This is a genomic window from Paenalcaligenes hominis (genome assembly GCF_011927625.1).
Classification (GTDB): Bacteria; Pseudomonadota; Gammaproteobacteria; order Burkholderiales; family Burkholderiaceae_B; genus Paenalcaligenes; species Paenalcaligenes hominis.
The window spans coordinates 149822-176085 of the sequence record NZ_JAATIZ010000001.1 but is presented as its reverse complement, the minus strand read 5'-3'; the positions used below and the strand labels follow the sequence as shown (position 1 = coordinate 176085).

The following is a 26264-nucleotide window of genomic DNA, read 5'->3' as shown; positions in this document are numbered from 1 at the left end:
ATGCATATGTCTACCGTAAACGTTGATCCTGCCGAAATTGAAAAATTTAGTGCGCTCGCTTCTAAATGGTGGGACCCCACTAGCGAGTTCAAACCCTTACATGAAATCAACCCGTTACGTTTGGGATGGATTCAAAATCATGTAGGCAGCTTACAAAACAAGAAAGTGCTTGATGTGGGTTGCGGCGGTGGTATTTTGGCCGAAGCCATGGCGGCTCAGGGTGCCCACGTCACCGGTATTGATCTTGCCCAACGCTCACTAAAAATTGCGCGACTGCATAGTTTAGAAACGGGCATTGCTGTGGATTACCAGCATATTAGCGCAGAAACGCTTGCTCATGATCAGCCCGCCTCCTTTGATGTGGTGACCTGCATGGAAATGCTAGAACATGTGCCTGATCCCGCTTCCATTATTCATGCGTGCGCTAAATTAGTTAAGCCCGGTGGATGGGTCTTTTTTTCTACGTTAAACCGCAATCCCAAATCATTTTTATTTGCGATTATTGGAGCGGAATATACACTTAATCTGGTGCCTAAAGGCACACATCGCTACGAGAGCTTTATCAAGCCTAGCGAGTTAATTCGTAGTGCACGCCAAGCGCAATTAAACCCAGTTCAAATCAATGGGCTTGAGTACAACCCCATCACTAAGCATTACACTCTCAGCAATGACAGCTCTGTTAATTATTTAATCGCAACAAAAAAGGACGCCTAAATGCTTAACAAACTGGTTTTGTTTGATTTTGATGGCACGCTAGTAGACTCCGCGCCTGACTTAGCAACCAGTGCTAATTATTTACGTACTCTTCAAGGGTTAGATCCGCTGCCCCTGTCTTATTTACGGCCTTATGCGTCTAAAGGGGCGCGTGGTTTGCTGCAGGCGTCTTTACAGCTTGAGACCGACCACCCTGATTACGAAATACAGAAAGACCTTTTTCTGACGCACTATGCCGCAAACTCTACGGTATTGAGTCAGCCTTTTGATGGGATTGAAACCCTTATCGAGCAACTCAATGACTTGGGCTTGCCTTGGGGGGTGGTAACAAATAAGGTCGTGCATCTGACTCAGCCTATTATGGATCATTTTGGTTTTAGCCAAAGCAGTAAAGTCTTAGTGGGCGGCGACTCAACCCCTTATATTAAGCCCCACCCCGCTCCACTGTTTTTAGCCTGTGAATTAACCGGTATTGCTCCAGAAAACTGCATTTATGTTGGCGACGACGAGCGCGATATCGTAGCAGGTAAAGCCGCCGGTATGGCTACCCTTGTGGCGGCTTATGGGTATTGTGATTTTGACCCCGCCATCGCCTCTTGGGAAGCTGACTACGTCAGCCAGCACGCCAGTGAAATCCTGCCGTCGATATTGGACTGGACGCAAAAATAAACGGCGCTCCCCAATGCCAGGACGGCCACGTCATTTACACGACTCACCCCCGTCCTGAGCGGTGGCGTTTTTTCGTGCAAAAAGAATAAAAAAAGCTAAGTACACACTTAGCTTTTTTACGGTTTACCAAAATGCGCATAAGACTTCGTCGTTTAGGGCAAGGAGGAATAGCGCGGACGCCTAGGGCGTCCTTTAGGCCCGTGAGGGCGTTAAGAGTGATGATCGTGGTGGATCGATGCTGCCGCGGTAAACAACACGTCAGTGGACGAGTTCAATGCGGTTTCCGCTGAGTCTTGCACCACACCAATAACAAAACCCACCCCTACAATTTGCATAGCGACATCATTAGGCATACCAAATAGGCTAGCAGCTAATGGAATAAGTAATAGTGAACCGCCTGCTACGCCCGAGGCACCGCATGCAGCTACAGCAGCTACAACACTTAATAAAAGCGCACTACCGAAATCTACACTGATCCCTAGGGTATGCACAGCCGCAAGTGTGAGCACTGTAATAGTAATCGCAGCGCCGCCCATATTAATAGTAGCCCCTAATGGAATAGAGACTGAGTAAATATCCTCGTTCACATTGATTTTTTTCGCTAGCGCCATATTAACGGGGATATTTGCTGCCGAGCTTCGAGTAAAGAACGCTGTCACCCCACTTTCACGTAGACAAGCGAAGACCAATGGATAAGGATTTTGACGGATTTGCGTCCATACAATGAGTGGGTTAATAACTAATGCCACTATCGCCATACAACCAACAAGCAAACCAAGTAAGCGCGCATAATCTGCCAACACGCCAAAACCCGTCGTAGCAATGGTGCCCGCCACAATACCCATAATACCCAACGGCGCAAAACGGATGACAATACGCACTAATGCAGATACGGCGTGACTAAAGTCAGCTAAGACTTTTTTTGTGCTGTCATTGGCATGACGCAACGCTACCCCCAAACCAATGCCCCACGCTAGAACCCCCATATAATTTGCCTTTAACAACGCGTTAACGGGGTTATCGACAATATTAAGCACTAGAGTAAATAGGACTTCGATAACGTTATCTGGCGGATTCATGGCTTCTACAGACGGCTGCAACTGAATGGTCACAGGAAAAAGAAAGCTCGCTAGCACAGCCAGTACAGCAGCTAAAAACGTACCGACTAAATATAAAGCAATAACACGCCCCATTTTGCTTTGAGTACCATGACGATGGTTAGCAATAGAGGCCATCACCAAAATAAATACCAACACCGGTGCGACGGCTTTTAATGCATTGACGAAAATATCGCCCAACAAGGCCAAGGAGCGAGCAAACTCAGGCGCAACGGCTGCTATCACCGCCCCTGCCAATAAGCCCACAATAATTTGACCCACTAAACTGGTAGACATGATCCACCGCATTAGCCCTCCTGATTGAGCAGAACTACTCATCGTTCAGATCCTTTATTTAAAAAATGTTGCCTATGGCTAATTTTACTCACTAAAAACCGCCTAATGCACCGCATAGTACTCTATTCACTTCGACAAATCATCTCATATGCCGTATAATGAAATCACTGTTAAAGTTAATTGAACACTTGGGGCCGATCTGGCTTCGACGTGGGTCAAGAAACAGAGTAGGGCATGTCGAGCACCAGTCAGCTCGTAAATCCACTGGAAAACTATAAACGCCAACGATGAGCGTTTCGCTCTAGCCGCCTAAAAAACGGTCTTAGAGTCGTTGCACTGGTTTGTCTTTGGGCCAGGCTAGGTTCCTAGCAGCAACGTCATTTACAAAGAATCGGTCGGGTTCGGGCCACACGAATCAGACCTAAAACTACGTGGATCGCTAAGAGATGGCCTGTCGAATGGCATGGCTCAAGGCTAAAAAATAAAGTTATTCGACTAAACATGTAGAACTGCCTGTGGACGGCTTGCGGACGGGGGTTCAATTCCCCCCGGCTCCACCAAGACTTCTAACACTCCAAACTCTGAAAAAATCGCCAACTCTAAAAGTTGGCTTTTTTTTGGACTTTTTGAGGTGGTTTAGTCAGCATTTTGGTCAGCTTTTCTACCTCGCCTAGGTAGCAGCCCGCGCTTAAAGGTATTATAGAGGCATTCCCTCTTTATTTACCGTATGGAAAAATACCAATGAACCCTATTGTTGAAACGGGTCGCGCTCATAACAATCTAAAGCAGTTAACCATGATCATCTACATTTTGTATTTGCTTTCTGCTTTCGTGGGAGTTACAGCGCTTGCTGCTATTATTATTAATTACTTAAAACGTGATGAGGTTGCAGGCACGTATCTAGAGACGCATTTCCGTTGGCAAATACGTACTTTCTGGTTTGGGCTGTTGTGGGCCACAGTAGGTGTTCTGTCTATAGGGTTTATTGTCGGCTTTTTCATTTTAATCGCTAATAGCATTTGGCTGTTATACCGTATGTTGCGCGGCTTATTGATGTTAAATGATAACAAAGCTATGTATACATTTAGCTAAACCTATAACTAGGTTGCCCTGTGTGTATGGCAGGCAACCTAGCCAACGTTATCTCTCTTTACGGCTTAGCTTTCAAAAAATCAGCGACTTCGAGTAGCACTAGTTCGTTATCGTCTTGCTGATTAGGCTCACGACTAGAAGAAAAAGGATAATTATTGTCGTTGCCTACGACGATATGCTTTGCATCCACTACATCGACATTCTCAATAGTGAAAAAGGGAAATTGCAGTACGCCATCTGTTAGCGGTTTACGTGCTAACTGCTGTGGATCTTGGATTGCTAACAAATCAATATAACCAATCTTTTGTACTGCCCCACCCGCCATGTCAGGAGTGAACGCTATTTTGTAAACACGTTTAAACTCAGGTAATTGTGAAAAACACGTGGTGGTGTCTCGATTTGGTTGACAGGCTTTATCAGGGGTTCCCTCACCATTGTCGCGCTCAATGACCAAGGCTGTATTTTCATCAATCATATTAAAGTCGCCAATCGCATGATGCGCAGCCTCTAACGGATAATCCCAGTAACGTCCTGTCCAACGTTCTTTTGCTACATCAAACTCCAAAATACGTAATACCGTGCGCTGATCTTTTTGCTCCCAGCTGCTTGTATTTTGGTCCCACAAGGGCCCTTCTAGCATGGGGTATAAAAAGGCACCGTCTTTGGAAGCTGCCATTCCTTCAATGCCTTTGGAGCGTCGCAAGTTAACATTCGTATAGGTGCCGTCAGGTATAGCTGGCGACGATACGGCATAGTGATCAGGCGAGCGCACGACGTCTTGCTCAACTTCAGTTTCAAACACAGCCTGAATTTGCCCCGCTTTATTTGCTTTAATTAAATACGGACCAAACTCCTCACCAAACCACAGGGAGTCGCCTATTACCTGCATGCTTTCTAAGTCAAAATCAGAGCCCGTTAGATAACGCTCAGGTGTTAATTCGTGCACTATACGAAACGGCACCTTGTGCTGGGGGTCGCTTAAAAACACCGTTTCTAATTGATGGTAATCGCCTTTTTCCCAATCAATACGATAGCGATTGGCATACAACATGGAATCAGATGAGTTGGCTTTGCTGCCAAACCCATTATCTGTCACTATCCACATGGTGCCGTCTGGCATAACTTGAATACCAGAATGACCTTGCAAGGGCTGGCCTTGGATCGGTAAATGATGTCCGGTGAGTCTGTCTGCTGATTTACCCGGCACCGCACCGAGTGCAGTCATTTTCTTTCCCGTGGTGTATTTACCTGATGTCTGTAAGTCTACAGGGGCGTCTTTTGGGGCTGTTAGGGTTGCGTCTGCTTTTAGGACAGCATGGCCTTTTAAGGTCGCGGTGAACTCCTGCTGAGCCCATGCATTTCCAAATGCTAAGGCCATTCCAAAAAACAACACAGTATGCTTCATTTTCACGCTAAGGTCCTTTAACTAAGGTAAAAAAAGCAGTGTAAAGATTTCATGTTAAAAACAAATGACTGTCGTAAAAGCCTTAACTCTTGAAATGTCAATTACTGGGTCTTAGGTATTTTGAAGCGTAACTGCATGTCTCTTTTGCGCCTCATTCTTTAGACAACGCCCTGCCATTGATAAGCTTTAAGTAAAACAGAGACTTATTAATAGATACTCTCCATTTTCCTATTGACAAGCCAGTCTCTGCAGCACATACTACGTAGATGCTTCTAAGCTTGGTGTGTTGCTTTAAAGCGTCAAATCATAATTATTATTAATCAACTCACCGACACGTTGTCATAAAAAAAACATCTCTCAGCGCTACACTGCGCTTATTACTACGTGATCGGTCATTTATAAAAACAACCAAAAGGGAGTCTTATAATGAAAACAATTTACCCAAATGAGCTTATTTCGCGTCCAGAGCACGCAACCTTAAATAAAACTGATATTCGCCTTGGTGATGTGGTTTATTTACAGCCTAAACACGGGCCACAAATTGCCAGCACGGTTATTTATGGTGCCCCTTTGTTCGGCTGCACGACCTATACGGCTGATGCCTCTTGCCAAAAAGGTCAACGTATTCGCTTTCGCTTTAGACTAAAAGATATTCATCATGTTGCACCACGTGTAGATGCTATGCATTAAATACGTTTTATTTTCAGTACAACGCCTGCCTATAGCAGGCGTTTTTTATTGAAGCTACACTAAAGCCATTTAGCACTACTAAGAATCACAAGGAATCACAATGAAAAAAGTCTATTTAGCAGGGCCAGATGTGTTTTTTCATGATGCCGCCTTGCGCGCTGAACAACATAAAAATTTGTGCTTATCCCATGGTTTTGAGCCTTTGCATCCGGCAGACGGTGTCGAAGCAACGGCAGCCGGTATTTATCATGCCAATATTCGTATGATCCAAGAGGCCGATGCCGTATTAGCGAACTTAAACCCATTCCGAGGGGCTGAGCCCGACTCTGGTACTGCATTCGAAGTTGGGTATGCGGTAGCGCGAGGGATTCCTGTTATTGGGTATTTAGCAGGCCCTACCCAGATTAAGGACCAAGTAAAAACCTATTATGGCCCTATCTATTTTGACGATGAAAAAGAAATGTGGCTGGATCAAAACCAAAGCATGGTCGAAGACTTTGGTTTACCCGTCAATTTAATGTTAGGGGTGTCGTCACAACTTGTTTTTGGTGATTTGCTGACGGCTATTATCCATTTGCAGGGCCAGCTTTACGATTAAGCAATGGTACTATATGGCCATTATTGATTCAGGTACGAATGGGCATGATTCCTATATTAATGTATCACCAAGTCGGGACGCCAAACCCTAAAGGCACCCCCTACAGAGGCTTAACGGTACACCCTAACGATTTCAAACGACAAATGGTATGGCTAAAGCGCTTTGGCTATACCGGCTTAGCCATGCGCGATCTCTTGCCCTATCTCACAGGGGAAAAAACGGGCAAGGTAGTCGGTATTACCTTCGATGACGGTTACCGTAATGTGCTTCAACATGCGATTCCGGTGCTAAATGAGCTAGGCTTTACTTCTACGAACTATATCGTTAGCAATCACTTAGGGGGTACGAATTTTTGGGATCATGCCAAGGGTGTGCCCAGCGCAGAGTTAATGACGCACCAAGAACTCCAACAGTGGTTGGCCGCAGGCCATGAAATTGGCTCACACACATTGGATCATGTCCATTTACCCGAGGTCAGCCCCACCGAGGCACAGCGTCAGATCCTGCAGTCTAAAAACGATTTGGAACAGCAGCTAGGCACAGCCGTTGAGGCTTTTTGTTATCCTTATGGACATAAAAACACGGCCATTGAAAACTGGGTTCGTGAAAGCGGCTATAGCAATGCCACGACTACCGCACGCGGTTTAGCTCTTAGCACCGATGACATGATGGATCTACCTCGTGTATTGGTAGCTCGTTCGACGCATATTTTTCGCTTTTTGCAAAAATGCTTAACCCAACTTGAACATAAAAAAAGAACCCAATAATGAGCTTTCCACGCCTGCGTATTGCTTTTGTTACTTTTAAGTTTGGCCATCAATATGGCGGTGCCGAGGCCTACGGTACCGAGCTCATGCGCGAGCTGGCTCTACACCATGATGTGCATGTTTATACACACATTTATGACAGCGCCTGCCCAGTACAGCTTCCTCACACGATTGTGGATGCACCGGCTGCTGGGCCATCGTGGTGGCGTACTTACACCTTCGCTAAAAATATAGAAAAGGAACTGGCGCATCACTCTTTTGATATTGTGCATTCCCATGTGAATGGATGGGTAGCCGATGTCGATGTATTACATGTCAAAAGTGTGCGTTATCACTGGATTACTCAAGCTAGCCCCCTCAAGCGCTTATGGCACCACTTAAGCCCACGTATTGCCATGTATTTATACTTAGAGCAAAAACGTGTACACCTTAAACCGCCTAAACGCACCGTCGTGGTATCGGAATTAGTAAAAAACCAACTTCAGCTGGCCTACCAAACTCAGTATCCCTTCGATGTCGTTACACCTGGGGTGCAGTTGCCTAGCCAGCATTCCGAGCTACGTCATCCTACACGCCGAGCATTAGGTTTTAGCGATACAGACCGTGTCGGTCTTTTTGTGGCCCGTAATCCGCGCAGCAAAGGACTCAATACCCTACTGAGTGCCATGCAAACCCTGCCTGCACAGGTCAAACTATTGATTGTGGGGGTGGCGGCGCCAAAAATTAACTCTTTGCGCCACGAATTAGTTCAGCTTGCTTTGCAAGATCGCGTGGTACTGATCGAGCAAAGCCCAACTATCGAGGCCTATTTTCAGGCGGCTGATTTTGCTGTACACCCAACATTAAACGATAGTTTTGGGATGGCCCCCCTAGAAGCGATGAGCCATAGACTGCCAGTTATTTTAAGTCAGGCTAAATATTGCGGTTTGGCGTATTATGTCGAGCACGAAAAACAGGCTTTAGTTTTACATGACCCGCGCGACTCTGGCGAATTAGCGGCTGCTATCACCCACCTACTGCACAACCCAGTCTTAAGCAAGACGCTCGGAAACGAAGGGCATGCGCTGGCCGAACAACTGAGTTGGGGAAATATTGCTAAACGCTATTTACTTATCTATGCAGAAATTTTAGCAGCACAGCTGCATCGCGCGCGCCCTACTTTGGTAGACCCCCTAGAAAAAAATGAAACCTAACTAAAAACGCCCTCGATCTGATGAAAATCGAGGGCGTTGCTTTAGCGAGTTAACTAAACAGTATTAGTCTGTAGTTAAAAGCTTTTTATAGTAGGTAGGTAGCGCAAACAAAGCCCCATGTACCGCATTGTTATAGTATTGCAATTCGGTTATATCACGTTGCTGTATACGTTGCTCGACCTCGGCAGCATCTATTGCCGTAGGGATTAAGCTGTCCGATACCACAGCCATCGCCCAGTACGCACCATACAATGGGATATGTAAGCCATAGGCATTGACTTGGGCGAACACGGCTTGTAGGTCGGTGTTTAAACGACGGATTTGCTCGGGTTCATAAAATGGTGCGCCTAGATGGATCACCATCGCGCCCCCTTCTGCTAGCGCTTTTTTGCATTCTGCAAAAAAAGCCGGCGTATAAAGCGGACCAGCTGGCGTTTCCGGATCCGTTAAATCCAACAAAATCAAATCAAACTTTTCTGTGGTTTCACGAATAAATTGCGCCCCATCCCCAACTAAGACCTTAGCCCGCGGGTTATCCAGTGCGCCTTTATTAATACGCTGCAAATACGTTTTAGACACCTCAATCACATCTGCATCGAGGTCAACGAGGGTGGCTGATTCGATGGTATTGTGCTTTAAGAGTTCCTCGAGCGCGCCGCCATCGCCCCCACCTAAAATTAAGGCGTTACGTGGATTTGGATGACTAATTGCGGCTGGGTGAACTAGCGTTTCGTGATAGAAAAACTCTTCGTTTTCTGCAGTCATCAAGCAACCATCTAAACGCAAAGTTAGCCCAAGGTCTTTAGACTCTAATAACTCTAAGTGTTGGAACTGGGTCTTTTTTGATAGAACCCGACGTTTAAATCTAAAGCCATAGACGCTGTCTGGGTTAATATTTTCCCAAAGCAGCTCGGCCTCGCTGGGCTCATCTTGGTCACCACGTATTAGGTGATTACGTTGAATTTGCGTAGGATTAAATGCCGCAATAATGCCATCTAGCAGCTGTTGAGCTTTACCAGAATTATCATCGCTAAAATTACACACATAGACATCTAAGGTCACACCGCCTCGTTCAGGCCAAGTATGAATCGCTAGATGAGATTCTGCGAGTAATATGGCTCCTGTTACACCGCCAGGTTCACCTTGGTATTCAGGAAATGTTACCCATTTCTCGCCCACGATGGTCAAACCGGAAAGTTCAGTTTGGTGTCGACATAAGTCTGCCAATGCCACTTCGTCAATAAAAATAGACGTATCGCCGGTACATTGGTATAAATCTGCGGTAAGGTGCAGGCCTTGCATAGGAACAGCGCTCCTTGGTTAAAGGATTTCACTCTGGGATCCACCACAGGAGTGAAAAAAGCCCGAAGCCAATCGTTAATATAAATAGTTTAAGCTTGGCTTCACGAAAACGTAGCATGATACAGCAATAAAAGTGCTGTACCTATGCTGACTCAATAAAAAAGGATGATAGCGGCATATACACCACAGATAGCCGCATATCGATTATTTTAGTACTAAGGCCTTACCACTGGCCAAGGGCACGGCCTAATGCCGCCACCCCCAGCGCAGCAAAGATCAAGGCCGCTACACTGTGCACTAAACGCACAGGAATGGCACCAGCAATACGGTCACCTATAAGCACAGCTGGCACGTTTGCGATCATCATTCCCAACGTTGTTCCTAAAACCACATAAGTAAATGACTGATATTGTGCCGCTAAGGCTACGGTAGCCACTTGGGTTTTATCGCCCATTTCGGCAATAAAAAAAGCAATTAATGTGGTAGTAAAGACACCAAACTTTGCAAGCTGCGCGTCTTTTTCATCGAAGGTGTCTGGAATGAGCATCCAGCCCGCCATGAGCAAAAAGCCTATACCTAGGATCCACGCTAATGTGGTGGGCTGGAATAACCCAGGCAACCACGCCCCTAGCGCACTAGCTAAAGCGTGATTAGCCAATGTCGCAACAAGAATACCTAAGATGATGGGCAGGGGACGTTTAAAACGTGCGGCTAAGATAAACGCCAATAATTGGGTTTTATCCCCTATTTCAGCTAATGCCACAATACCGGTAGAGACGAGAAAAGCATCCACTTTATTATTTCTCCTGGCCGGTTTTTTAGACAATTGACCGTATGGCTTCCCCGGCCATACTGGAAGCCATACGGTCAAAGGTCTTGCCAGGTATAGAACTGTCGGCGCCATGATCCAAGAAGGGATCAAGTATGTTGACGCAAACCTCTACACATTGTTGTGTTAGAGCGGCTACTCCCCAATGACGACCCAAACTATAGCGGATTATTTACGCATTGTCTAACCGATACTTGATATAACTCAATCCGCCTAAGGGATTGCCCGTATAAGCTTATAGGTATCACGCTATAAGCTTATGCTCAAAATGCTAAGAACTATCAGATCATCCGCCCACCTTTGAAGGTAGACCCATGAGCAAAACGGTAAAAACTGAACAATTACAACCTGGCAAGCGAGGTTTTTTAAAAAACTTGCTAGGCGTAGGTGCTGCTGCCACCGTCATTCCCATTACCCCTGTACAAGCAGGTATTAACGATCAACCCCCACGTCGACCTGGTATACCAGGCAAGCGTTACGGGATGGTGATTGATTTACGTAAGTGCATTGGCTGTCAAGCCTGTACTGTAGGGTGTTCAATGGAAAACCAACCCCCTATTGGTCAATTTAGAACCACCGTATTGCAGTATGAAGTGGCCGATTATGACGATGGCCAGCCTGCCATGTTCAATCTGCCTCGTCTGTGCAACCACTGCGACAACCCACCCTGCGTTCCTGTGTGTCCTGTACAAGCCACTTTCCAACGTGAAGACGGCATTGTGCTGGTCGATAACGAGCGTTGTGTAGGCTGTGCTTACTGTGTACAAGCTTGCCCTTACGATGCCCGGTTCATTAATCACGAAACCCAGACAGCAGACAAATGCACATTTTGTGAACACCGCCTAGAAGTGGGTTTATTGCCGGCGTGCGTGGAAACCTGTGTGGGTGGCGCTCGTGTTATTGGTGATTTAAACGATCCAAACAGTATCGCCTCACAAATGATTGCCGAGCATAAAGATGAAGTCAAAGTACTAAAACCCGATATGAATACGGCGCCACGCGTGTATTACATTGGGATGCCCGATGAGTTTGTGGATGGTGTAGAGGGCCAAACCAGCGTGCGCTTGGTGGCTGAATACTAATTAGGATGCCGTTATGAACATTATTGAAATTCTTACCCCTTCCTATGACGCCGCATGGCTACCTTGGGCGGTGCAATACTTCTTTTTAGTAGCCATTGCCTGCACCACAGCCATCACAGCCGCCGTCGTGGCATTACGTCCCGTGGGCGCACCCGAGCGTCAAATTTTGCCAGCAGCAGTAACCATACTCGCTGTGACTGCGGTTGCCGCGCCCGTGGCGCTATTGGCTGACTTACACCAGCCTGCTCGTTTCTGGCATTTTTATGCCTACTTTACCCCTTGGTCGTGGATGTCGATTGGGGCAGTACTTTTACCCATTTTTGTGAGCCTGTCTTTATTGTTTTGTGCATTATGGTGGTTGGGTAAAAACAGTCTGCTGCGCATCTGTGGTTTGGCGCTGATTGTGTCTGCATTAACCATTTTGCTTTACACCGGCGCAGAAGTCATGATTGTCCGTTCACGCCCACTTTGGCATACCTATTTTCTGCCGATTAACTTTGCTCTTACTGGTTGGCTGGCCGCGCTAGGCGCCATGCTATTTGTAGCACGTTGGCTACCAGGCGGTGTGGCAGCCCTACCCGCAGCGTATATGCGTAAGCTCGGGTTACTTGCTTTAGCGCTTCTTACGCTAAGCGCGATGGCGTGGGTGATTACAGGCTGGCTTGGCTTAGACCCCTCTTTTCCCACTGCACTAGAGCTATTTATTACGTATCCTACCTGGCGCACTAGTCTTATAAGCTCAGTGGTTCTGGCTTTACTGTTGTTCCTTTTGCTTCGTGTTCCGGCGTCACGCTTATGTGCCCCATGGCACTCTCTGCTTTGCGCAGTACTGATGATGGCCGCAGCATGGGTATTCCGTTGGGTGGTACTGATGAGTGTCCAAGGAGTCCCTAAATACGGTGCCGGCCTCTACTTACACAGTATGCCTCTTGGTAGTAATGGTCTATTAGGAATGCTAGGGGTATTTGGCCTTTGCGCGGCGCTATTAGCCATTGTCACTTGGTTTATCGACCGCTACCCCTCTTGGACTGCTTTGCGTCCCCACAATGCTTAATGAACAGATTCGGAAATTGCTATGAGTAAACAGGACAAACCCAATAACGACAGACGTAAACTGTTAAAACACGGTTCATTGGCAGCGGGTGGCATGGCCGTCTTTGCTGCTGGTTACACCGATACCGTGGTCAACGCCGTCAAAGGTTTTACCCAAGGGTCGGCAGGGCATCCCCCTAAAAGTGCTACACGTGGGAATGCGCTCACCCCTGAATTCACTATTAACCAAGAAACAGGACAGCTCACTACTCAACCTGGCCAGGTCGTCAGCCCTTCCTTATGTTTAGGCTGCTGGACTCAATGTGGTGTACGCGTACGGGTTGACCAAGAAAGCAATAGCATTATGCGTATTGCAGGGAACCCTTATCACCCGTTAGCCACCACGCGTCCCGCAGACATGAACCTAGAAGTGCGCGAGGTATATGCCAAGCTTGGCTTAGAGTACGGCATTGACGATCGTGCCACCTCTTGTGCACGCGGCAGCTCAATGCAACAGCAGGTCACCAACCCCTATCGTGTCCTCACTCCGCTAAAGCGCGTGGGTAAACGTGGCGAAGGTAAATGGGAAAGCATTAGTTTTGAGCAGCTAATTGAGGAAGTGTGTGAAGGCGGCGATCTTTTTGGTGAGGGTCATGTCGATGGCTTACGTGCCATTTTTGACCGTGAAACGTTAATTGATCCTAATAATCCGGAATATGGCCCCCTATCTAATCAGCTAATTATGACGGATGCGGGTAATGAAGGCCGCACCCCCCTTATTCGTCGTTTTGCTCAACAGTCTTTTGGCACCATGAACTTTGCTAACCACGGCTCGTACTGTGGTCAAAGTTTCCGCGTCGGCGCAGGCTTAGCGCTGGGCAACGTAGCGGGTATGCCCCACGGCAAACCCGACTGGTCCAACGCCGAGTTTGGCTTATTTATTGGCGCGGCGCCTGCCCAGTCAGGGAACCCGTTCCAACGTCAAGGCCGTGAGCTAGCCGAAGCCCGCTCCAGACCAGAAAATCCTTTTAAATATGTAGTGGTTTCACCTGTATTACCTACTTCATCTAGCTTAGCAGCAGGCTCGGGCAATCGTTGGATCGCCGTTAAACCAGCTACCGATTTGGCCCTCGTTATGGGGCTTATTCGCTGGATGCTTGAAAACGAACGCTTTGATCGTCAAATGCTAGCCCAGCCAGGCCCGGCGGCTATGTTAGCTGCGGGCGAGGCCTCTTGGTGTAACGCCACTCACTTGATGATTAACGACCCTTCACACCCGCGTCATGGCACGTTTTTACGTGCGAGCGATATGGGCTGGCCTGTACAGGAACCCGCTGAAGGCGAAGAAGCCCAAGCCGTATTTGTAGTACAACGAGCCGATGGCAGCTTAGCGCCGCATGACACCACATTAGAAAGTGCTGAATTGTTCGTTGATCGTAGTGTGGTCGCACCCGGTCTAGGTGAAACCCCCATCAAGGTATGTAGCTCTTTAAGTAAACTGCGTGAAGAAGCACAGCGTATGAGCTTAGAGGAATACAGTGCTCAATGCGGTATTCCTGTTGCAGACATCGTGGCTTTAGCCGAGGAATTGACCAGCTACGGCAAACGAGCCGTGGTGGATGCACACGGTGGCACCATGAGTGGGGCTGGCTTTTACACCGCCTATGCGATTTCTATGCTTAACACCTTAGTGGGTAACTTAAACGTTAAAGGTGGCTTGGTATTAGATGCTGGTCCTTTTGGCCCCTTCGGTCCTGGTCCACGCTATGACTTCCGTTTCCCCGGTCAAGCACAACCTAAAGGTCTTTCTTTAGCGCGTAACCGCATGGCTTACGAAAAGTCATCCGAATACAAGCGGCGTGTTGCGGCGGGGGAAAATCCGTACCCGGCCCCTGCACCTTGGTATCCTATCGTTAACGGCACCCTTAGCTCTGAAATCATTGCTTCCGGTATGGCTGGTTATCCTTATAAAGCTAAGGCATGGATTAACCACATGGGTAACTTCCTCTATGGTATTGCCGGCATGCGCAATGCCATGTACGACGATTTATGCGACCCGAAAAAAATGCCGCTGATTGTCTCCATTGAGCCATTTATTAATGAGACCAGTGCCATTGCTGACTACATTGTGCCCGATACTGTCACGTATGAAAGTTGGGGCGTCTCGGCGCCTTGGGCTGACGTGATTGCTAAAACCTCTACCGTGCGTTGGCCTGTGGTTGAGCCCAAAGTCAGCCGCACCGCTGATGGCGAACCTATCTCGTTAGAAAGCTTTTTAATTACCGTAGCAAAACGCATAGGCATGCCAGGGTTTGGCGATAATGCTATAGGCGTTCCTAACAGTGATGCACGTCTGGGTATCCATTCGGCTCCCGATTTCTATCTACGCGGTTTTGCTAATATCGCTTATGCCATGAAACGTCCAGTGGCTGACGCTAGCGATGACGACTTAGCCTTAACAGGGGTTGACCGTTACGAAGAGCGCATCAAAGAGCGAGTTTCTGACGAGGAGTGGCGTAAAGTCGCTACCATTATGAGTCGTGGCGGTCGTTTCGACCGAGTCGAAGACGCTTGGGATGAAAACAAGGGTCAGCTCAAGCTACTGCATGAGTTCATGCTCCCTATCTGGGATGAAAAGCTGTTCCTCTCTAAGCACGCTTATACTGGCGAGCATAACAGCGGCTGCCCTACTTGGTACCCGACCCGTATGGCGGATGGCAGTGCCATGCGCGAGCATTACGCCGAGCAAGACTGGCCTTTCCTCATGACCTCTTACAAGTCCAACTTGATGAGTTCAATGTCTATTGCTGTGGATCGTTTACGTCAAGTGCACCCGCACAACCCCGTATCGATTAACAAGGCCGATGCAGAGCGACTGGGGATACGCAATGGCGATGCCATTCGTATTGTCAGCCCAGGACACAGTACCGAAGGGGTAGCTATGATTCGTGACGGCGTCATGCAAGGCGCATTAGCAATCGAACACGGCTATGGTCATAAAGAGCTAGGGGCTCGAGCCCATCAAATTGATGGTCAGACCACCGCACACAATCCTGCCTTAGCAGCCGGGGTAAATATTAACGACCTAGGCTTTCGCGATGTCACCCGCGGTCAACACAATAATGTGTGGATTGACTGGGTTTCCGGAGCGGTTGTTCGCCAAGGGCTACCCGCTCGTATTGAGAAGATTTAATTCATTAAGCTAGCACTTTAATCGTCTAGGCTTAGCACCTTGATAATCACTATCAAGGTGCTTTTTTTTACATCATAATGCTATATTAGCTGATGAAATTATTTGTTAGGCTCTTTTTAGCCCTTAGGTCTCTATTTTGAATTACGTTACATCCAGCCGTCTGCCCACTGAATGGGGCGAATTTAATCTCCATGTTTTTATTGAAAAACAAACCCAGAAAGAACATTTAGTTATTGCAATGGGTGATTTAACCACGCCCGAGCCCGTGCTGTTGCGCTTGCACTCCGAGTGTCTAACGGGTGATGCCCTATTTAGCTTGCGCTGCGACTGTGGTCCTCAGCTAAAAAAAGCCTTACAACGTATTGCTGCCGAAGGCCGCGGTGCTGTTTTATATTTACGCCAAGAAGGCCGTGGTATTGGCTTAATTAATAAAATTCGTGCTTATCACTTACAAGACGAAGGCGCCGACACGGTTGAAGCCAACAATCAATTGGGCTTTGATGCCGACGAGCGTGATTACGAGTTAGTACGCCCTATGCTGGATTTCTTTACTATTGACTCAATTCGTCTAATGACCAATAACCCACGCAAAGTCAAAGCCCTAGAAAATATGGGGTATAACGTAGTAGAACGTATTGAACATCGCATTCAGCCCAACCCTTACAATCAATATTATCTGCACACCAAAGCCTTAAAACTTGGCCATTTATTGCAAAATGGCACCGATGGCTTACCGGACTCAACCGATGATTAATTTCACCTGGGTCGCACCTAAAGGCATGCGTATTCTCACTAGCATAAGTCTATTGATGCTTGCCGCTTGCAGCACAACGCCTAGCTCATCTTTGGCGTTAACCTTTCCTTTTCAAGTCTTAGGTAACGAACCGGGTTGGTCGGTTCGTTTGAACTATGATTTAGCAGCTGACGTGGTGCTGGATACAGGAAGCACGCGTTTCAATACCACCTTTACCCCCACGCACCACAGCACCAACGACTGGGTCGCTCAGGCCAAACAGGGCGATGACCAGTTAGTGTTACGCATTCGGGCGGGCTATTGCAATGACACCATGAGCGATACCGTTTATGCCTACCAAGCGGAACTAGTCATTAATGATAAAGTCTTGCAAGGGTGTGGACGTGCCGCTTTCGATCTGTAGCGAATACGCATTTAATAAAAAAACGCCTCGTTGAGGCGTTTTTTGTATTGAATTCGCTTTAAATTTGCTTAGCGAGCTGGGCAGCTAAACCAATATAACGGCGAGGGGTCATAGCCAATAAATCGGCTTTGACGTTTTCGGGTAGATCCAGTCCGGTAATGAAATCGCGCAAACCTATTTCATTAATGCCTTTACCGCGAGTTAGCTCTTTTAATTGCTCGTAGGGGTTAGGCAAGCCATAACGGCGCATTACCGTTTGCACTGGCTCGGCTAAGACTTCCCAGCAGTTGTCTAAGTCTGTGTTGATGACCTCTGCATTGATTTCGAGCTTATTCAAGCCACGTAAACACGCATCATAGGCCACAACGCTATAGCCTAGACCCACACCTAAGTTACGCAATACGGTGGAATCGGTGAGGTCTCGCTGCCAACGCGATACGGGAAGTTTTTCCGATAAGTGACGGAATACGGCATTAGCTAAGCCTAGATTACCTTCGGAGTTTTCGAAATCAATGGGGTTAACTTTGTGCGGCATGGTGGAAGAACCGATCTCCCCTTCTTTGAGGCGCTGTTTAAAGTAACCCAACGCAATATAACCCCAGATGTCGCGGTTAAAGTCTAATAAAATGGTGTTAGCACGGCCAATAGCATCAAATAACTGCGCCATCCAATCGTGCGGCTCGATCTGGATGGTGTGTTCGTTTTGCACCAAACCTAGCTGCTGCAATACCGCTTTACTAAATGCAGGCCAATTGATTTCAGGGTAAGCGCTTAGATGCGCATTATAGTTTCCGGTGGCTCCATTCAGCTTGGCTAATGGCTCTACCGCCACAATGGCCGCAATGGCGCGCTCTAGACGTACTGCCACGTTGGCAAACTCTTTACCCATGGTAGTTGGGCTAGCAGGTTGACCGTGGGTGCGTGAAAGCAAAGGCTGATCAGCGTACTCGTGTGCCTTGGCTTTAAGGGCGTCACACAGCTTTTGCAACTGAGGCACGATGACCTGCTGACGAGCACGCGTCAGCATGAGCGCGTGCGAGGTATTGTTGATGTCTTCAGAGGTACAAGCAAAGTGGATAAATTCGGCTGCTGAGTTAAGTTCGGCATCGTCTTGGACTTGCTCTTTTAGCCAATATTCGACTGCTTTCACGTCGTGATTAGTGACGCGCTCGATTTCCTTGATGCGTTGAGCATCGGCCTCGGTGAAATTTGTCACAAGGGCATTTAAGCGATCAATGGCCCCTTGGCTAAATGCAGGCAGTTCAGGCAAATTGGCTTGGGATAATGCAATAAGCCATGCTACTTCGACTTCGACACGGTGCGCCATAAAGCCGGCTTCGGATAAAAGGCCACGTAAGTCATTGCAACGGCTTGCGTAACGACCGTCAAGCGGAGACAACGCATTTAAAGGAGTAAGTTGATCAGCAATCTGCATGGTAATTTAGGTATAAGAGGAAAAAATAGCTAAACCGCTATTCTACCATCGGCCTTTGTGTTACGTCCCATTCGCTTAAGCTAGGCTCTATTTAGGCCAACTAAACAGTATTTTTTATGCATCATCGCCTAGCTCTATCACGCCATGCAGTGCAATGCATAGTTCGATTTCAAAAGCCAGAAATAACTGCATATATGCACAGCACATGACATTAAAACCACAAAAAAGTGTGTTTCTACGTATGCAGCCCCAAATATTCTCGTGCTTTATTATTTCCGGGTTAGAACTTGCTATACTTTTTTAGCTAGCAACTCACACATTCTCTCTATGAAACTTCTTGGTTCACTGACTTGCCCATTCGTACGCAAAGTACGCGTCGTTATGGCAGAAAAAAAACTCGACTACGAATTACTTCTCGAAGACGTGTGGGCCGACGACACCATCGTTCAGCAATATAATCCATTGGGCAAAATCCCTTGTCTAATTATGGATGACTACGGTAGTTTGTTCGACTCCCGCGTCATTGTTGAATACCTTGATACCTTATCACCGGTTAGTCGCCTCATACCCCAATCTGGGCGTGAGCGTGCCACCACCAAAGCTTGGGAAGCCGTGGCCGATGGTCTCATGGATGCCGCTGAAAGCATTCACGTAGAATTAACGCAGCGACCGACTGCGCGCCAATGCTCCGATTGGACTAATCGTCAGAAAAATAAAATTTTGGCGGCGCTCAAACACATGGAAGCCGAGCTATCCTCAACCCAGCCGTACTGCACTGGCAATAACCTTAGCCTAGCTGACTTAGCGGTGGGGTGTGCATTAGCCTATCTCGATCTGCGCTTTCCTGACCTAGATTGGCGCTCCGAATGCGAAAAACTGGCAGGGCTTTTGACTAAACTAGAAAGTCGCCCCTCTTTTCAGGCCACAACGCTTGATGAATTGACCGCTAACTAATTATTCCCACAAAAAAACCCCAACCGCCTAAAGAAATAGCGAGGCAGTTGGGGCAATATATGCGTTTTTTTTGGCTTAGAACCCAAAGTGAACACGTAGCGTTTCAAATAGCATCTGCACAGCCAAAAGCAATAACATCGTCGCAAAAATACGCTTTAATGTTTTGACCGGCAATCGATGGGCCATACGTGCTCCGAATGGCGCGCTCAACATACTGCATAGGGTTAGCACCACTAAGGCTGGCCAATACACAAAACCAATTAACCCCTGAGCCAGATTCGTGTATTGAGATCCTGCCCAGACATAGCCTATGCCATTGGCGATAGCAATAAAAAAGCCTAAGGCGGCAGAGGTTGCGATGGCTTTAGGCATGGGAATGTTCGCGCGCACCAAAAAAGGCACAGATAAAAATCCGCCCCCGGCCCCTAGCAGACCAGAAATAAAGCCCACCACCCCACCAAAACCAGTGATCTTCCACGAAGCCGGTAAGCCTACCCCGCTAGGAGGCGGGCTATTTTTAAACATCTTGATCGCGCTATATACCACAAACGAGGCAAAGATCACTGCTAGAGCTACGCCATTCACATAAGCAAATACAGCACCACCTGACAGTAGCCCGCCGATTAACAACCCTGGCACCATGAGTTTGACTACGTCCCACCGGATAGCGCCATGGGTCTGGTGCGCTTTTACACTGGATACTGAAGTAAAAATGATGGTTGCCATCGCCGTCGCAATCGCCACATGCACAGCAATTTCCGCCGGTACCCCAAGCAATGGCAAGAGCAGATTAAGAAAAGGCACGAGAATCATGCCCCCGCCAATTCCTAATAAACCTGCCGCAAACCCAACAAACGCACCCAGTAAAGCAAATAAAAGAATAAACGTCAGAGTCATTACTGAATAATCCCACCACCCAAGCACACCTCGCCATCGTAAAGCACCACGGATTGCCCCGGCGTTACGGCCCATTGGGCCTGCTCAAAATGCAAGCGAAGTGTAGTGGTATCGGCATGAAGAATTTGGCAGGCTGCATCCGTTTGGCGATAACGGGTTTTAGCGGCGCAGTAAGAAAGCTCAGGAGCGTGACCGGCTATCCAACTGATATTTTCGGCATTAAGGTCGTGGTTTAATAACCAGGGATGGTCGTGTCCTTGAACCACATACAGTGTATTGGTGGCTAGGTCTTTGCGTGCCGCATACCACGCATCAGCGGTGCCATCATCACGCTGTTTGCCTTTGATACCCCCTACTCCTAGCCCTTTGCGCTGGCCATAGGTATAAAAAGCTAAGCCCATGTGTTCGCCTACGACTTGGCCTTCTGGAGTTTTAATAGGACCCGGTTTAGTTGGGAGATAGCGATTTAAAAACTCACGAAAAGGCCGCTCACCAATAAAACAAATACCGGTTGAATCTTTTTTCTTAGCATTCGGAAGCTGCAATTGCTCGGCGATACGACGCACCTCGGTCTTTTCAATTTCCCCTAAAGGAAATAAAGTGCGAGATAGCTGCGCCTGATTTAATCGATGCAAAAAATAGCTTTGGTCTTTGCTTTGATCTACCCCTTTTAATAGCTGATATTGCGTGCCCTGCGCTGTGCTTAGCGCCCGTACCCGAGCATAGTGCCCCGTTGCAATACGTTCGGCCCCTAGACTCATTGCATGATCTAAAAACGCTTTGAATTTAATTTCGGCGTTGCACAACACATCGGGATTAGGCGTACGCCCAGCTGTGTATTCACGTAAAAACTCGGCAAAAACACGGTCTTTGTATTCCGCCGCAAAATTAACCGCTTCGATTTCAATTCCAAGTAAATCCGCCACGCTTGCTGCATCTAGCCAATCTTGACGGCTTGAGCAGTATTCGCTGTCGTCATCGTCTTCCCAGTTTTTCATGAACAAGCCAATGACCTCGTAGCCCTGCTGTTTTAATAGCCAAGCGGACACAGAGGAGTCCACCCCACCCGAGAGACCGATTACTACGCGCCCTTTAGAGCCTGTCGAAGTTGTCATAATGCAAATCTGTACCTAAAAAAAGTCGTTTCGACTCGTTATAAAACCTAGTGTATTGTACCTCTGTCATTCATAGAGGCCTTAAATTCATGCCAAGTTGTCGGAGAAATACAAAAAAAGCAGAGCTGAACATCGTGTATTCAGCCCTGCTTTCTTAGAGAGAGGGAATAAGCGAAAAGACTACTTGCTTTGGCGACGTACACGAACCGCCTGAGCCAGACGCTCTAGAACGGCCTCGGAGTCTTCCCAACCGATGCACCCATCTGTAATACTTTGCCCGTAGGTTAACGGCTGCCCGTCAACGAGGTCTTGGCGTCCTGCTACCAAGTGGCTCTCTACCATAACACCAAAAATACGGTCATCGCCTTGTTCGACTTGTTCACATACCTCGTTGATCACTTCGGGCTGGCGGCGGTAGTCTTTATTGCTATTGGCATGGCTGGCATCAATCATAATACGTGGCAATAAACCCGATGCCGTCATTTCCTGACCCGTTTGCTCTACACTAGCCGCATCGTGATTAGGGGCTTTACCGCCACGCAAAATAATATGGCAGTCTTCGTTCCCTTTAGTGGACACGATAGCAGAGTGGCCGCCTTTAGTAACAGATAAAAAGTGGTGAGGCTGCGAAGCAGCTTTAATTGCATCAATAGCAATACGCGTGCTGCCACCTGTACCGTTTTTAAAACCTACTGGACACGACAAACCGGAGGCGAGCTCGCGGTGAACTTGGCTTTCCGTAGTACGTGCCCCAATTGCCCCCCATGAAACCAAGTCTGCAATGTACTGCGGGGTAATCATATCGAGGTACTCACACCCTGCTGGCAGACCTAATGCATTAACCTCTAGCAATAACTGACGCGCAATACGTAATCCTTGGTTGATATTAAAGCTGCCGTCTAGGTTAGGGTCGTTAATTAGCCCTTTCCAGCCTACTGTGGTGCGTGGCTTTTCAAAATAAACGCGCATCACAATTTCTAGCTCGTCTTTGTATTTGTCACGTAAAGGAACAAGACGACGCGCATAGTCCATGGCGGCTTCGGTATCATGAATAGAACAAGGACCAATGACGACGACGAGTCGATCATCTTGATCATGCAAAATGTTGTGAATGGCCTGACGTGCACTGTGCACTACTTTAGATACATCAACTGAGCAGGCAAACTCGCGCATTAAATGCGCGGGTGGGCTTAACTCTTTAATTTCCCGAATACGTAAATCATCTGTATTGTGCGACACGTCTTGACTCCATTGAGGTTGTGCTGCCAGAGCGTGCGGCATAAAAAAAGCCGCCTTGTGCGCTGGCGGCTTTAGTTGGGAATTTTTTGCTATGTGTTCTGTGTACAAGCTATCCCTTCCTGCGCCAGCGGCATAGGAAACGCATAAAAATAAAAGAAGAAAAAGGATAAGGCTTTGTACATAAATTTATCCTAACATACCTTTTAGAAAAAGCACAATCATTAATACTCCCTGTTTCCCCTTCTTCTTGCGATTAATTTTGACTACCGCATTCTCTTTTAAATAGGCTGAGCCTAAATCGTTTGAGTTGAAATGATTTGTTAGGCTATGATTACTATGCAAATAAATTGCTGACCTCATCCGTCAGTTCAGATGAACGTAATCAGAGAAAGGAAAAGCAATGCGCTTATTTTCACGATCTACTCTTCTTTGCGGTACCGCGGCAACGCTATTAACACTAGGGCTTTCCACGCATGCCGCATCCCTAGAGGACATTCAAAAAAAAGGGACTATCCGTATCGCTGTAGCCAATGAAATTCCCTATGGTTATACCGATTTAAACGGCGAAGCCAAAGGGGTTGGCCCTGAAGTTGCCATGCATTTAGTTAAAGCGCTAGGCATCGACAAGATTGAATGGCAAACCACCAATTTTGGTTCACTAATTCCTGGTTTACAAGCCGATCGCTTTGATATGGTTGCTGCAGAAATGGCGATTTTGCCTCAGCGCTGTGAGCAAATTTTATTTTCAGAGCCAAACAGTTCATATGGTGAAGGCTTATTGGTTGCAGCAGGCAACCCGAAAGACTTGCACAGCTACGAAGCCTTTAAAGACAGTAAAAACAAAGTCGCTATTATGGCCGGAGCGGATCAATTAGAAATGATGCAAGCACTTGGCGTCGACGAATCACAACTCGTCACGATTTCCAATAATGCCGATGCCATTTCAACTGTCGCCACGGGTCGTGCAGATGCATATGCTGCCACGGGTCTGACTGCCGCGGAACTCGCTAAACAAAGCGACAAGGTGGAATTAGCCGCTCAGTTTGAAGACCCTGTTATCGATGGCGAGGCCATTCGGAGTTGGGGAGGCTTTACCTTTGCTAAAGATTCAGAAAGCTTGCGTGACGCCATCAATAAAGAATTAGCTGCTTTCAAACAAACCAAAGAATGGCAAGAAATATTGAGCCGTTACGGTTTTAGCGACGTGGATCAGAGCGAATCCAACGCAAAAAGCACTGCCGATCTTTGTATGAGCTCATAACGTATGAGTTGGATAGAATACAGTGGCCCCTTGCTCTCCGGAGCATGGGTCACAGTGCAACTGACTCTTTACTCCTCGGTGCTAGGGGCCGTGTTTGCCTTTTTATTTGGCGTAGGCCGCTTGTCTCACCATTGGTGGGTCAAGGCAATCAGTGTCAGCTTTATTGAGATTTTCCGAGGCACTTCCCTCTTAGTTCAGCTGTTTTGGCTATTTTTTGCTTTACCCATGTTGGGGCAGTTGATTGGTATCGACTTGCGATTGCCACCCGTCTTAGCAGGAACCTTGGCCCTGGCATTAAACATAGGTGCTTATGGCGCAGAGGTGGTGCGCGGCGCGATTCAAGCGGTCCCCCCTTCCCAATACGAAGCCGCTAAAGCCTTGGATTTTAACGCACGCCAAACCATGTGGCGAATTGCCGTGCCCCAAGCCATTCCAGAAATGATGCCCACCTTTGGCAATTTAGCGATTCAGAACCTGAAAGATACGGCGTTGGTGTCATTAATTGGTTTAGCCGATATGGCATTTAGAGCTGAACAAATTCGCAACTTTACCCAAGACAGCACCACCATCTATACCATGCTGCTTTTTATGTATTTTGGCATGGCACTGGTGATTAGTGGTTTGATGCATTTACTTGAACGTTACACCAGCCGTTGGCGTGCAGGAGGTCAATAATGTTATTTGGCATCAGTTGGGATACCAGTAGCGCTTGGGCATTTGCTTGGTCTATTTTACCTATTTTAGGTAAAGGCCTAATCGTGACTTTACAGGCCACCCTACTGGGATTTTTTGTAGCTGCCGTGTTGGGTTTAATTTTGGCGGCTTTAAAAAGCGTCAGACTAAAAGTTATTTCCTGGCCAGCACGGTTTATTAGCGAATTTATACGCGATACACCGTTATTAGTACAGCTCTTCTTTTTATATTATGTCTTGCCTGACTATGGCGTGGTTTTGCCTGCTTTTCTGACGGGCGCCTTGGCCTTAGGCCTGCAATACAGCGCCTACACCTCTGAAGTCTACCGCGCAGGTATTGAGTCCGTGGCACGGGGCCAACTTGAAGCCGCACGCGCTTTGGATTTATCAGGGTGGCGCACCTTCAGCACGATTGTGTTACCCCAAGCCATTCCTCGTATTGTGCCTGCTTTGGGCAATTATTTAGTTTCTATAATGAAAGACGTGCCGATTTTATCGGTCGTTGCTGTACTGGAATTACTTAATGTTGCCAAAATTATTGGTGATCGGAGCTTTCAATACCTTATCCCGCTATCTATGGTCGGACTGATTTATCTTATTATGACCTTGATTGCTGCTTGGCTCGTTCGACTATTAGATGAACGCTTACCCAAAGAAGGGATCCATTTACATCATGACTAACTCTAACACCATTATTGATTTTCAAAACGTGACCAAAAAATTCGGTGATCACACTGTGCTCAACGAGTTAAACTTCACCGTCAACAAAGGTGAAAAAGTCACCATTATCGGACCGTCTGGGTCAGGCAAGTCTACTGTGTTGCGTATTCTTATGACCCTAGAAGACATTCAAGGCGGTGTTATTTACGTAGACGGCGAGCCACTATGGCACGAAAACAAAAACGACCAGCTTGTTCCTGCTAGTGAAGCCCACTTGCGTCACATGCGTAAAAAAATGGGGATGGTTTTCCAACAATTCAACTTATTTCCTCACATGACTGTGCTGCGTAACGTCACTGAAGCACCCATTCATGTGCTGGGGCTAGATAAGAAAAAAGCCAAACAGCGTGCAATGGACTATTTAGATTTAGTCGGCTTAACTGACCATGCTAATAAATTTCCTAGTCAGCTTTCTGGCGGACAGCAGCAACGAGTAGGCATAGCGCGAGCATTAGCCATGCGACCTAACATTATGCTCTTTGATGAACCCACATCGGCTTTAGATCCCGAGTTGGTCGGTGAAGTATTGCAGGTGATTGAGCACTTATGTTCTAAGCATGACCTCACCATCTTGTTAGTCACTCATGAAATGCAATTTGCTCGGCAAATTTCTGATCGTATTTGCTTTTTCGATCAAGGGGTGATTGTGGAAGACGCGCCAGCAGAACAGTTGTTTTCTGCCCCACAGCATGCACGCACCAAAGAGTTCTTAAGTCATTTTATGCAACATAATGGTAATGGTCAGCAAGACTCCCCTTAAAATGCCCTCGACCTAAGCAATGAGGTGTTCCGCACCAGTGATAAAGAAAGGCGTCTCTAAAGACGCCTTTTTTT

At 47.3% G+C, this 26264-nt stretch carries 25 protein-coding genes, 1 other RNA gene and 1 riboswitch; of the genes, 18 read left to right on the top strand and 8 right to left on the bottom strand.

From position 1 onward, the window contains the following. Window positions 1–6 precede the first annotated feature (6 nt). Together ubiG and gph are read left to right on the top strand one after the other, a co-directional pair. A complete protein-coding gene (gene ubiG, locus GGR41_RS00865; protein ID WP_229711095.1) occupies window positions 7–714 on the top strand; it encodes a bifunctional 2-polyprenyl-6-hydroxyphenol methylase/3-demethylubiquinol 3-O-methyltransferase UbiG in 708 nt (235 codons plus the stop codon). Further along, complete coding sequence (gph, locus tag GGR41_RS00860) at window positions 715–1383, top strand: phosphoglycolate phosphatase (RefSeq protein ID WP_167660236.1); 669 nt, start codon at window positions 715–717, stop codon at window positions 1381–1383. 209 nt (window positions 1384–1592) lie between these two features. On the opposite strand, the gene sstT is transcribed toward gph, so the two are convergent. Continuing rightward, entirely contained in the window at window positions 1593–2819 is a 1227-nt protein-coding gene (gene sstT / locus GGR41_RS00855) for a serine/threonine transporter SstT (protein ID WP_167660235.1), read from the bottom strand. Between the two features lie 148 nt (window positions 2820–2967). On the opposite strand from sstT, the gene ssrA reads away from it, so the two are divergent. Both ssrA and GGR41_RS00845 read left to right on the top strand, forming a co-directional pair. Next, window positions 2968–3337: a transfer-messenger RNA gene (gene ssrA, locus GGR41_RS00850) on the top strand. A 181-nt stretch (window positions 3338–3518) separates the two neighbouring features. Continuing rightward, window positions 3519–3869 (top strand): DUF4870 family protein, encoded by a 351-nt coding sequence (locus GGR41_RS00845; RefSeq protein ID WP_167660234.1) that lies wholly within the window; start codon window positions 3519–3521, stop codon window positions 3867–3869. A 58-nt stretch (window positions 3870–3927) separates the two neighbouring features. On the opposite strand, the gene GGR41_RS00840 is transcribed toward GGR41_RS00845, so the two are convergent. Further along, window positions 3928–5274 (bottom strand): esterase-like activity of phytase family protein, encoded by a 1347-nt coding sequence (locus GGR41_RS00840; RefSeq protein ID WP_167660233.1) that lies wholly within the window; start codon window positions 5272–5274, stop codon window positions 3928–3930. 426 nt (window positions 5275–5700) lie between these two features. Between GGR41_RS00840 and GGR41_RS00835 the strand changes: the two genes are divergently transcribed. From GGR41_RS00835 to GGR41_RS00820, 4 genes are all read left to right on the top strand, one after another. After that, window positions 5701–5964, top strand: coding sequence for a hypothetical protein (locus tag GGR41_RS00835; protein ID WP_167660232.1), 264 nt, complete (start codon window positions 5701–5703; stop codon window positions 5962–5964). Window positions 5965–6064: 100 nt separating this feature from the next. Beyond that, a complete protein-coding gene (locus tag GGR41_RS00830) occupies window positions 6065–6562 on the top strand; it encodes a nucleoside 2-deoxyribosyltransferase (protein WP_167660231.1) in 498 nt (165 codons plus the stop codon). A gap of 38 nt (window positions 6563–6600) precedes the next feature. Beyond that, a complete protein-coding gene (locus tag GGR41_RS00825; protein ID WP_229711111.1) occupies window positions 6601–7329 on the top strand; it encodes a polysaccharide deacetylase family protein in 729 nt (242 codons plus the stop codon). After that, entirely contained in the window at window positions 7329–8522 is a 1194-nt protein-coding gene (locus GGR41_RS00820) for a glycosyltransferase family 4 protein (RefSeq protein WP_167660230.1), read from the top strand. The genes GGR41_RS00825 and GGR41_RS00820 overlap by 1 nt, the downstream gene beginning before the upstream one ends. A gap of 63 nt (window positions 8523–8585) precedes the next feature. On the opposite strand, the gene speE is transcribed toward GGR41_RS00820, so the two are convergent. Further along, window positions 8586–9824: a polyamine aminopropyltransferase gene (gene speE, locus GGR41_RS00815; protein WP_167660229.1), complete on the bottom strand. Its 1239-nt coding sequence runs from the start codon at window positions 9822–9824 to the stop codon at window positions 8586–8588. A gap of 223 nt (window positions 9825–10047) precedes the next feature. Further along, window positions 10048–10617, bottom strand: a complete 570-nt coding sequence (locus GGR41_RS00810) for a TMEM165/GDT1 family protein (protein ID WP_077733590.1) — start codon at window positions 10615–10617, stop codon at window positions 10048–10050. Window positions 10618–10623: 6 nt separating this feature from the next. Then, window positions 10624–10820: riboswitch (yybP-ykoY riboswitch) on the bottom strand. Window positions 10821–10967: 147 nt separating this feature from the next. Between GGR41_RS00810 and dsrO the strand changes: the two genes are divergently transcribed. From dsrO to GGR41_RS00785, 5 genes are all read left to right on the top strand, one after another. Continuing rightward, complete coding sequence (dsrO, locus tag GGR41_RS00805) at window positions 10968–11735, top strand: sulfate reduction electron transfer complex DsrMKJOP subunit DsrO (protein ID WP_077733591.1); 768 nt, start codon at window positions 10968–10970, stop codon at window positions 11733–11735. Between the two features lie 13 nt (window positions 11736–11748). Further along, a complete protein-coding gene (nrfD, locus tag GGR41_RS00800) occupies window positions 11749–12789 on the top strand; it encodes an NrfD/PsrC family molybdoenzyme membrane anchor subunit (RefSeq protein WP_167660228.1) in 1041 nt (346 codons plus the stop codon). A 21-nt stretch (window positions 12790–12810) separates the two neighbouring features. Further along, window positions 12811–15960: a tetrathionate reductase subunit A gene (locus GGR41_RS00795; protein WP_167660227.1), complete on the top strand. Its 3150-nt coding sequence runs from the start codon at window positions 12811–12813 to the stop codon at window positions 15958–15960. A gap of 136 nt (window positions 15961–16096) precedes the next feature. Beyond that, the gene (gene ribA, locus GGR41_RS00790; RefSeq protein ID WP_209279706.1) at window positions 16097–16714 is read left to right on the top strand and encodes a GTP cyclohydrolase II; all 618 of its coding nucleotides are present in this window, start codon (window positions 16097–16099) and stop codon (window positions 16712–16714) included. Next, complete coding sequence (locus GGR41_RS00785) at window positions 16707–17117, top strand: COG3650 family protein (RefSeq protein ID WP_167660226.1); 411 nt, start codon at window positions 16707–16709, stop codon at window positions 17115–17117. The genes ribA and GGR41_RS00785 overlap by 8 nt, the downstream gene beginning before the upstream one ends. Before the next feature lie 58 nt (window positions 17118–17175). On the opposite strand, the gene purB is transcribed toward GGR41_RS00785, so the two are convergent. Beyond that, complete coding sequence (gene purB / locus GGR41_RS00780; protein WP_167660225.1) at window positions 17176–18552, bottom strand: adenylosuccinate lyase; 1377 nt, start codon at window positions 18550–18552, stop codon at window positions 17176–17178. A gap of 327 nt (window positions 18553–18879) precedes the next feature. On the opposite strand from purB, the gene GGR41_RS00775 reads away from it, so the two are divergent. Continuing rightward, a complete protein-coding gene (locus tag GGR41_RS00775; RefSeq protein ID WP_167660224.1) occupies window positions 18880–19506 on the top strand; it encodes a glutathione S-transferase N-terminal domain-containing protein in 627 nt (208 codons plus the stop codon). Between the two features lie 75 nt (window positions 19507–19581). Here the strand turns inward: GGR41_RS00775 and GGR41_RS00770 are convergent, their stop codons facing one another. The 3 genes from GGR41_RS00770 to aroG all read right to left on the bottom strand — a co-directional run bounded on the left by GGR41_RS00770 (window position 19582) and on the right by aroG (window position 22757). Continuing rightward, complete coding sequence (locus GGR41_RS00770) at window positions 19582–20403, bottom strand: sulfite exporter TauE/SafE family protein (RefSeq protein WP_167660223.1); 822 nt, start codon at window positions 20401–20403, stop codon at window positions 19582–19584. Then, a complete protein-coding gene (gene mnmA / locus GGR41_RS00765; RefSeq protein WP_167660222.1) occupies window positions 20403–21518 on the bottom strand; it encodes a tRNA 2-thiouridine(34) synthase MnmA in 1116 nt (371 codons plus the stop codon). The genes GGR41_RS00770 and mnmA overlap by 1 nt, the downstream gene beginning before the upstream one ends. A 180-nt stretch (window positions 21519–21698) precedes the next feature. Further along, on the bottom strand, window positions 21699–22757 hold the full coding sequence (aroG, locus tag GGR41_RS00760) for a 3-deoxy-7-phosphoheptulonate synthase AroG (RefSeq protein WP_077734968.1): 1059 nt from the start codon (window positions 22755–22757) through the stop codon (window positions 21699–21701). Window positions 22758–23157: 400 nt separating this feature from the next. Here aroG and ehuB point away from each other — a divergent pair, with 400 nt between their 5' ends. From ehuB to ehuA, 4 genes are read left to right on the top strand one after another with little or no spacing between them, the layout of a single operon-like run. After that, a complete protein-coding gene (gene ehuB / locus GGR41_RS00755) occupies window positions 23158–24018 on the top strand; it encodes an ectoine/hydroxyectoine ABC transporter substrate-binding protein EhuB (protein ID WP_167660221.1) in 861 nt (286 codons plus the stop codon). Between the two features lie 3 nt (window positions 24019–24021). Continuing rightward, complete coding sequence (gene ehuC / locus GGR41_RS00750) at window positions 24022–24693, top strand: ectoine/hydroxyectoine ABC transporter permease subunit EhuC (RefSeq protein WP_167660220.1); 672 nt, start codon at window positions 24022–24024, stop codon at window positions 24691–24693. Further along, complete coding sequence (gene ehuD, locus GGR41_RS00745; protein ID WP_167660219.1) at window positions 24693–25391, top strand: ectoine/hydroxyectoine ABC transporter permease subunit EhuD; 699 nt, start codon at window positions 24693–24695, stop codon at window positions 25389–25391. The genes ehuC and ehuD overlap by 1 nt, the downstream gene beginning before the upstream one ends. Next, window positions 25384–26190 (top strand): ectoine/hydroxyectoine ABC transporter ATP-binding protein EhuA, encoded by an 807-nt coding sequence (gene ehuA, locus GGR41_RS00740; RefSeq protein ID WP_167660218.1) that lies wholly within the window; start codon window positions 25384–25386, stop codon window positions 26188–26190. The genes ehuD and ehuA overlap by 8 nt, the downstream gene beginning before the upstream one ends. Window positions 26191–26264: the final 74 nt, after the last annotated feature.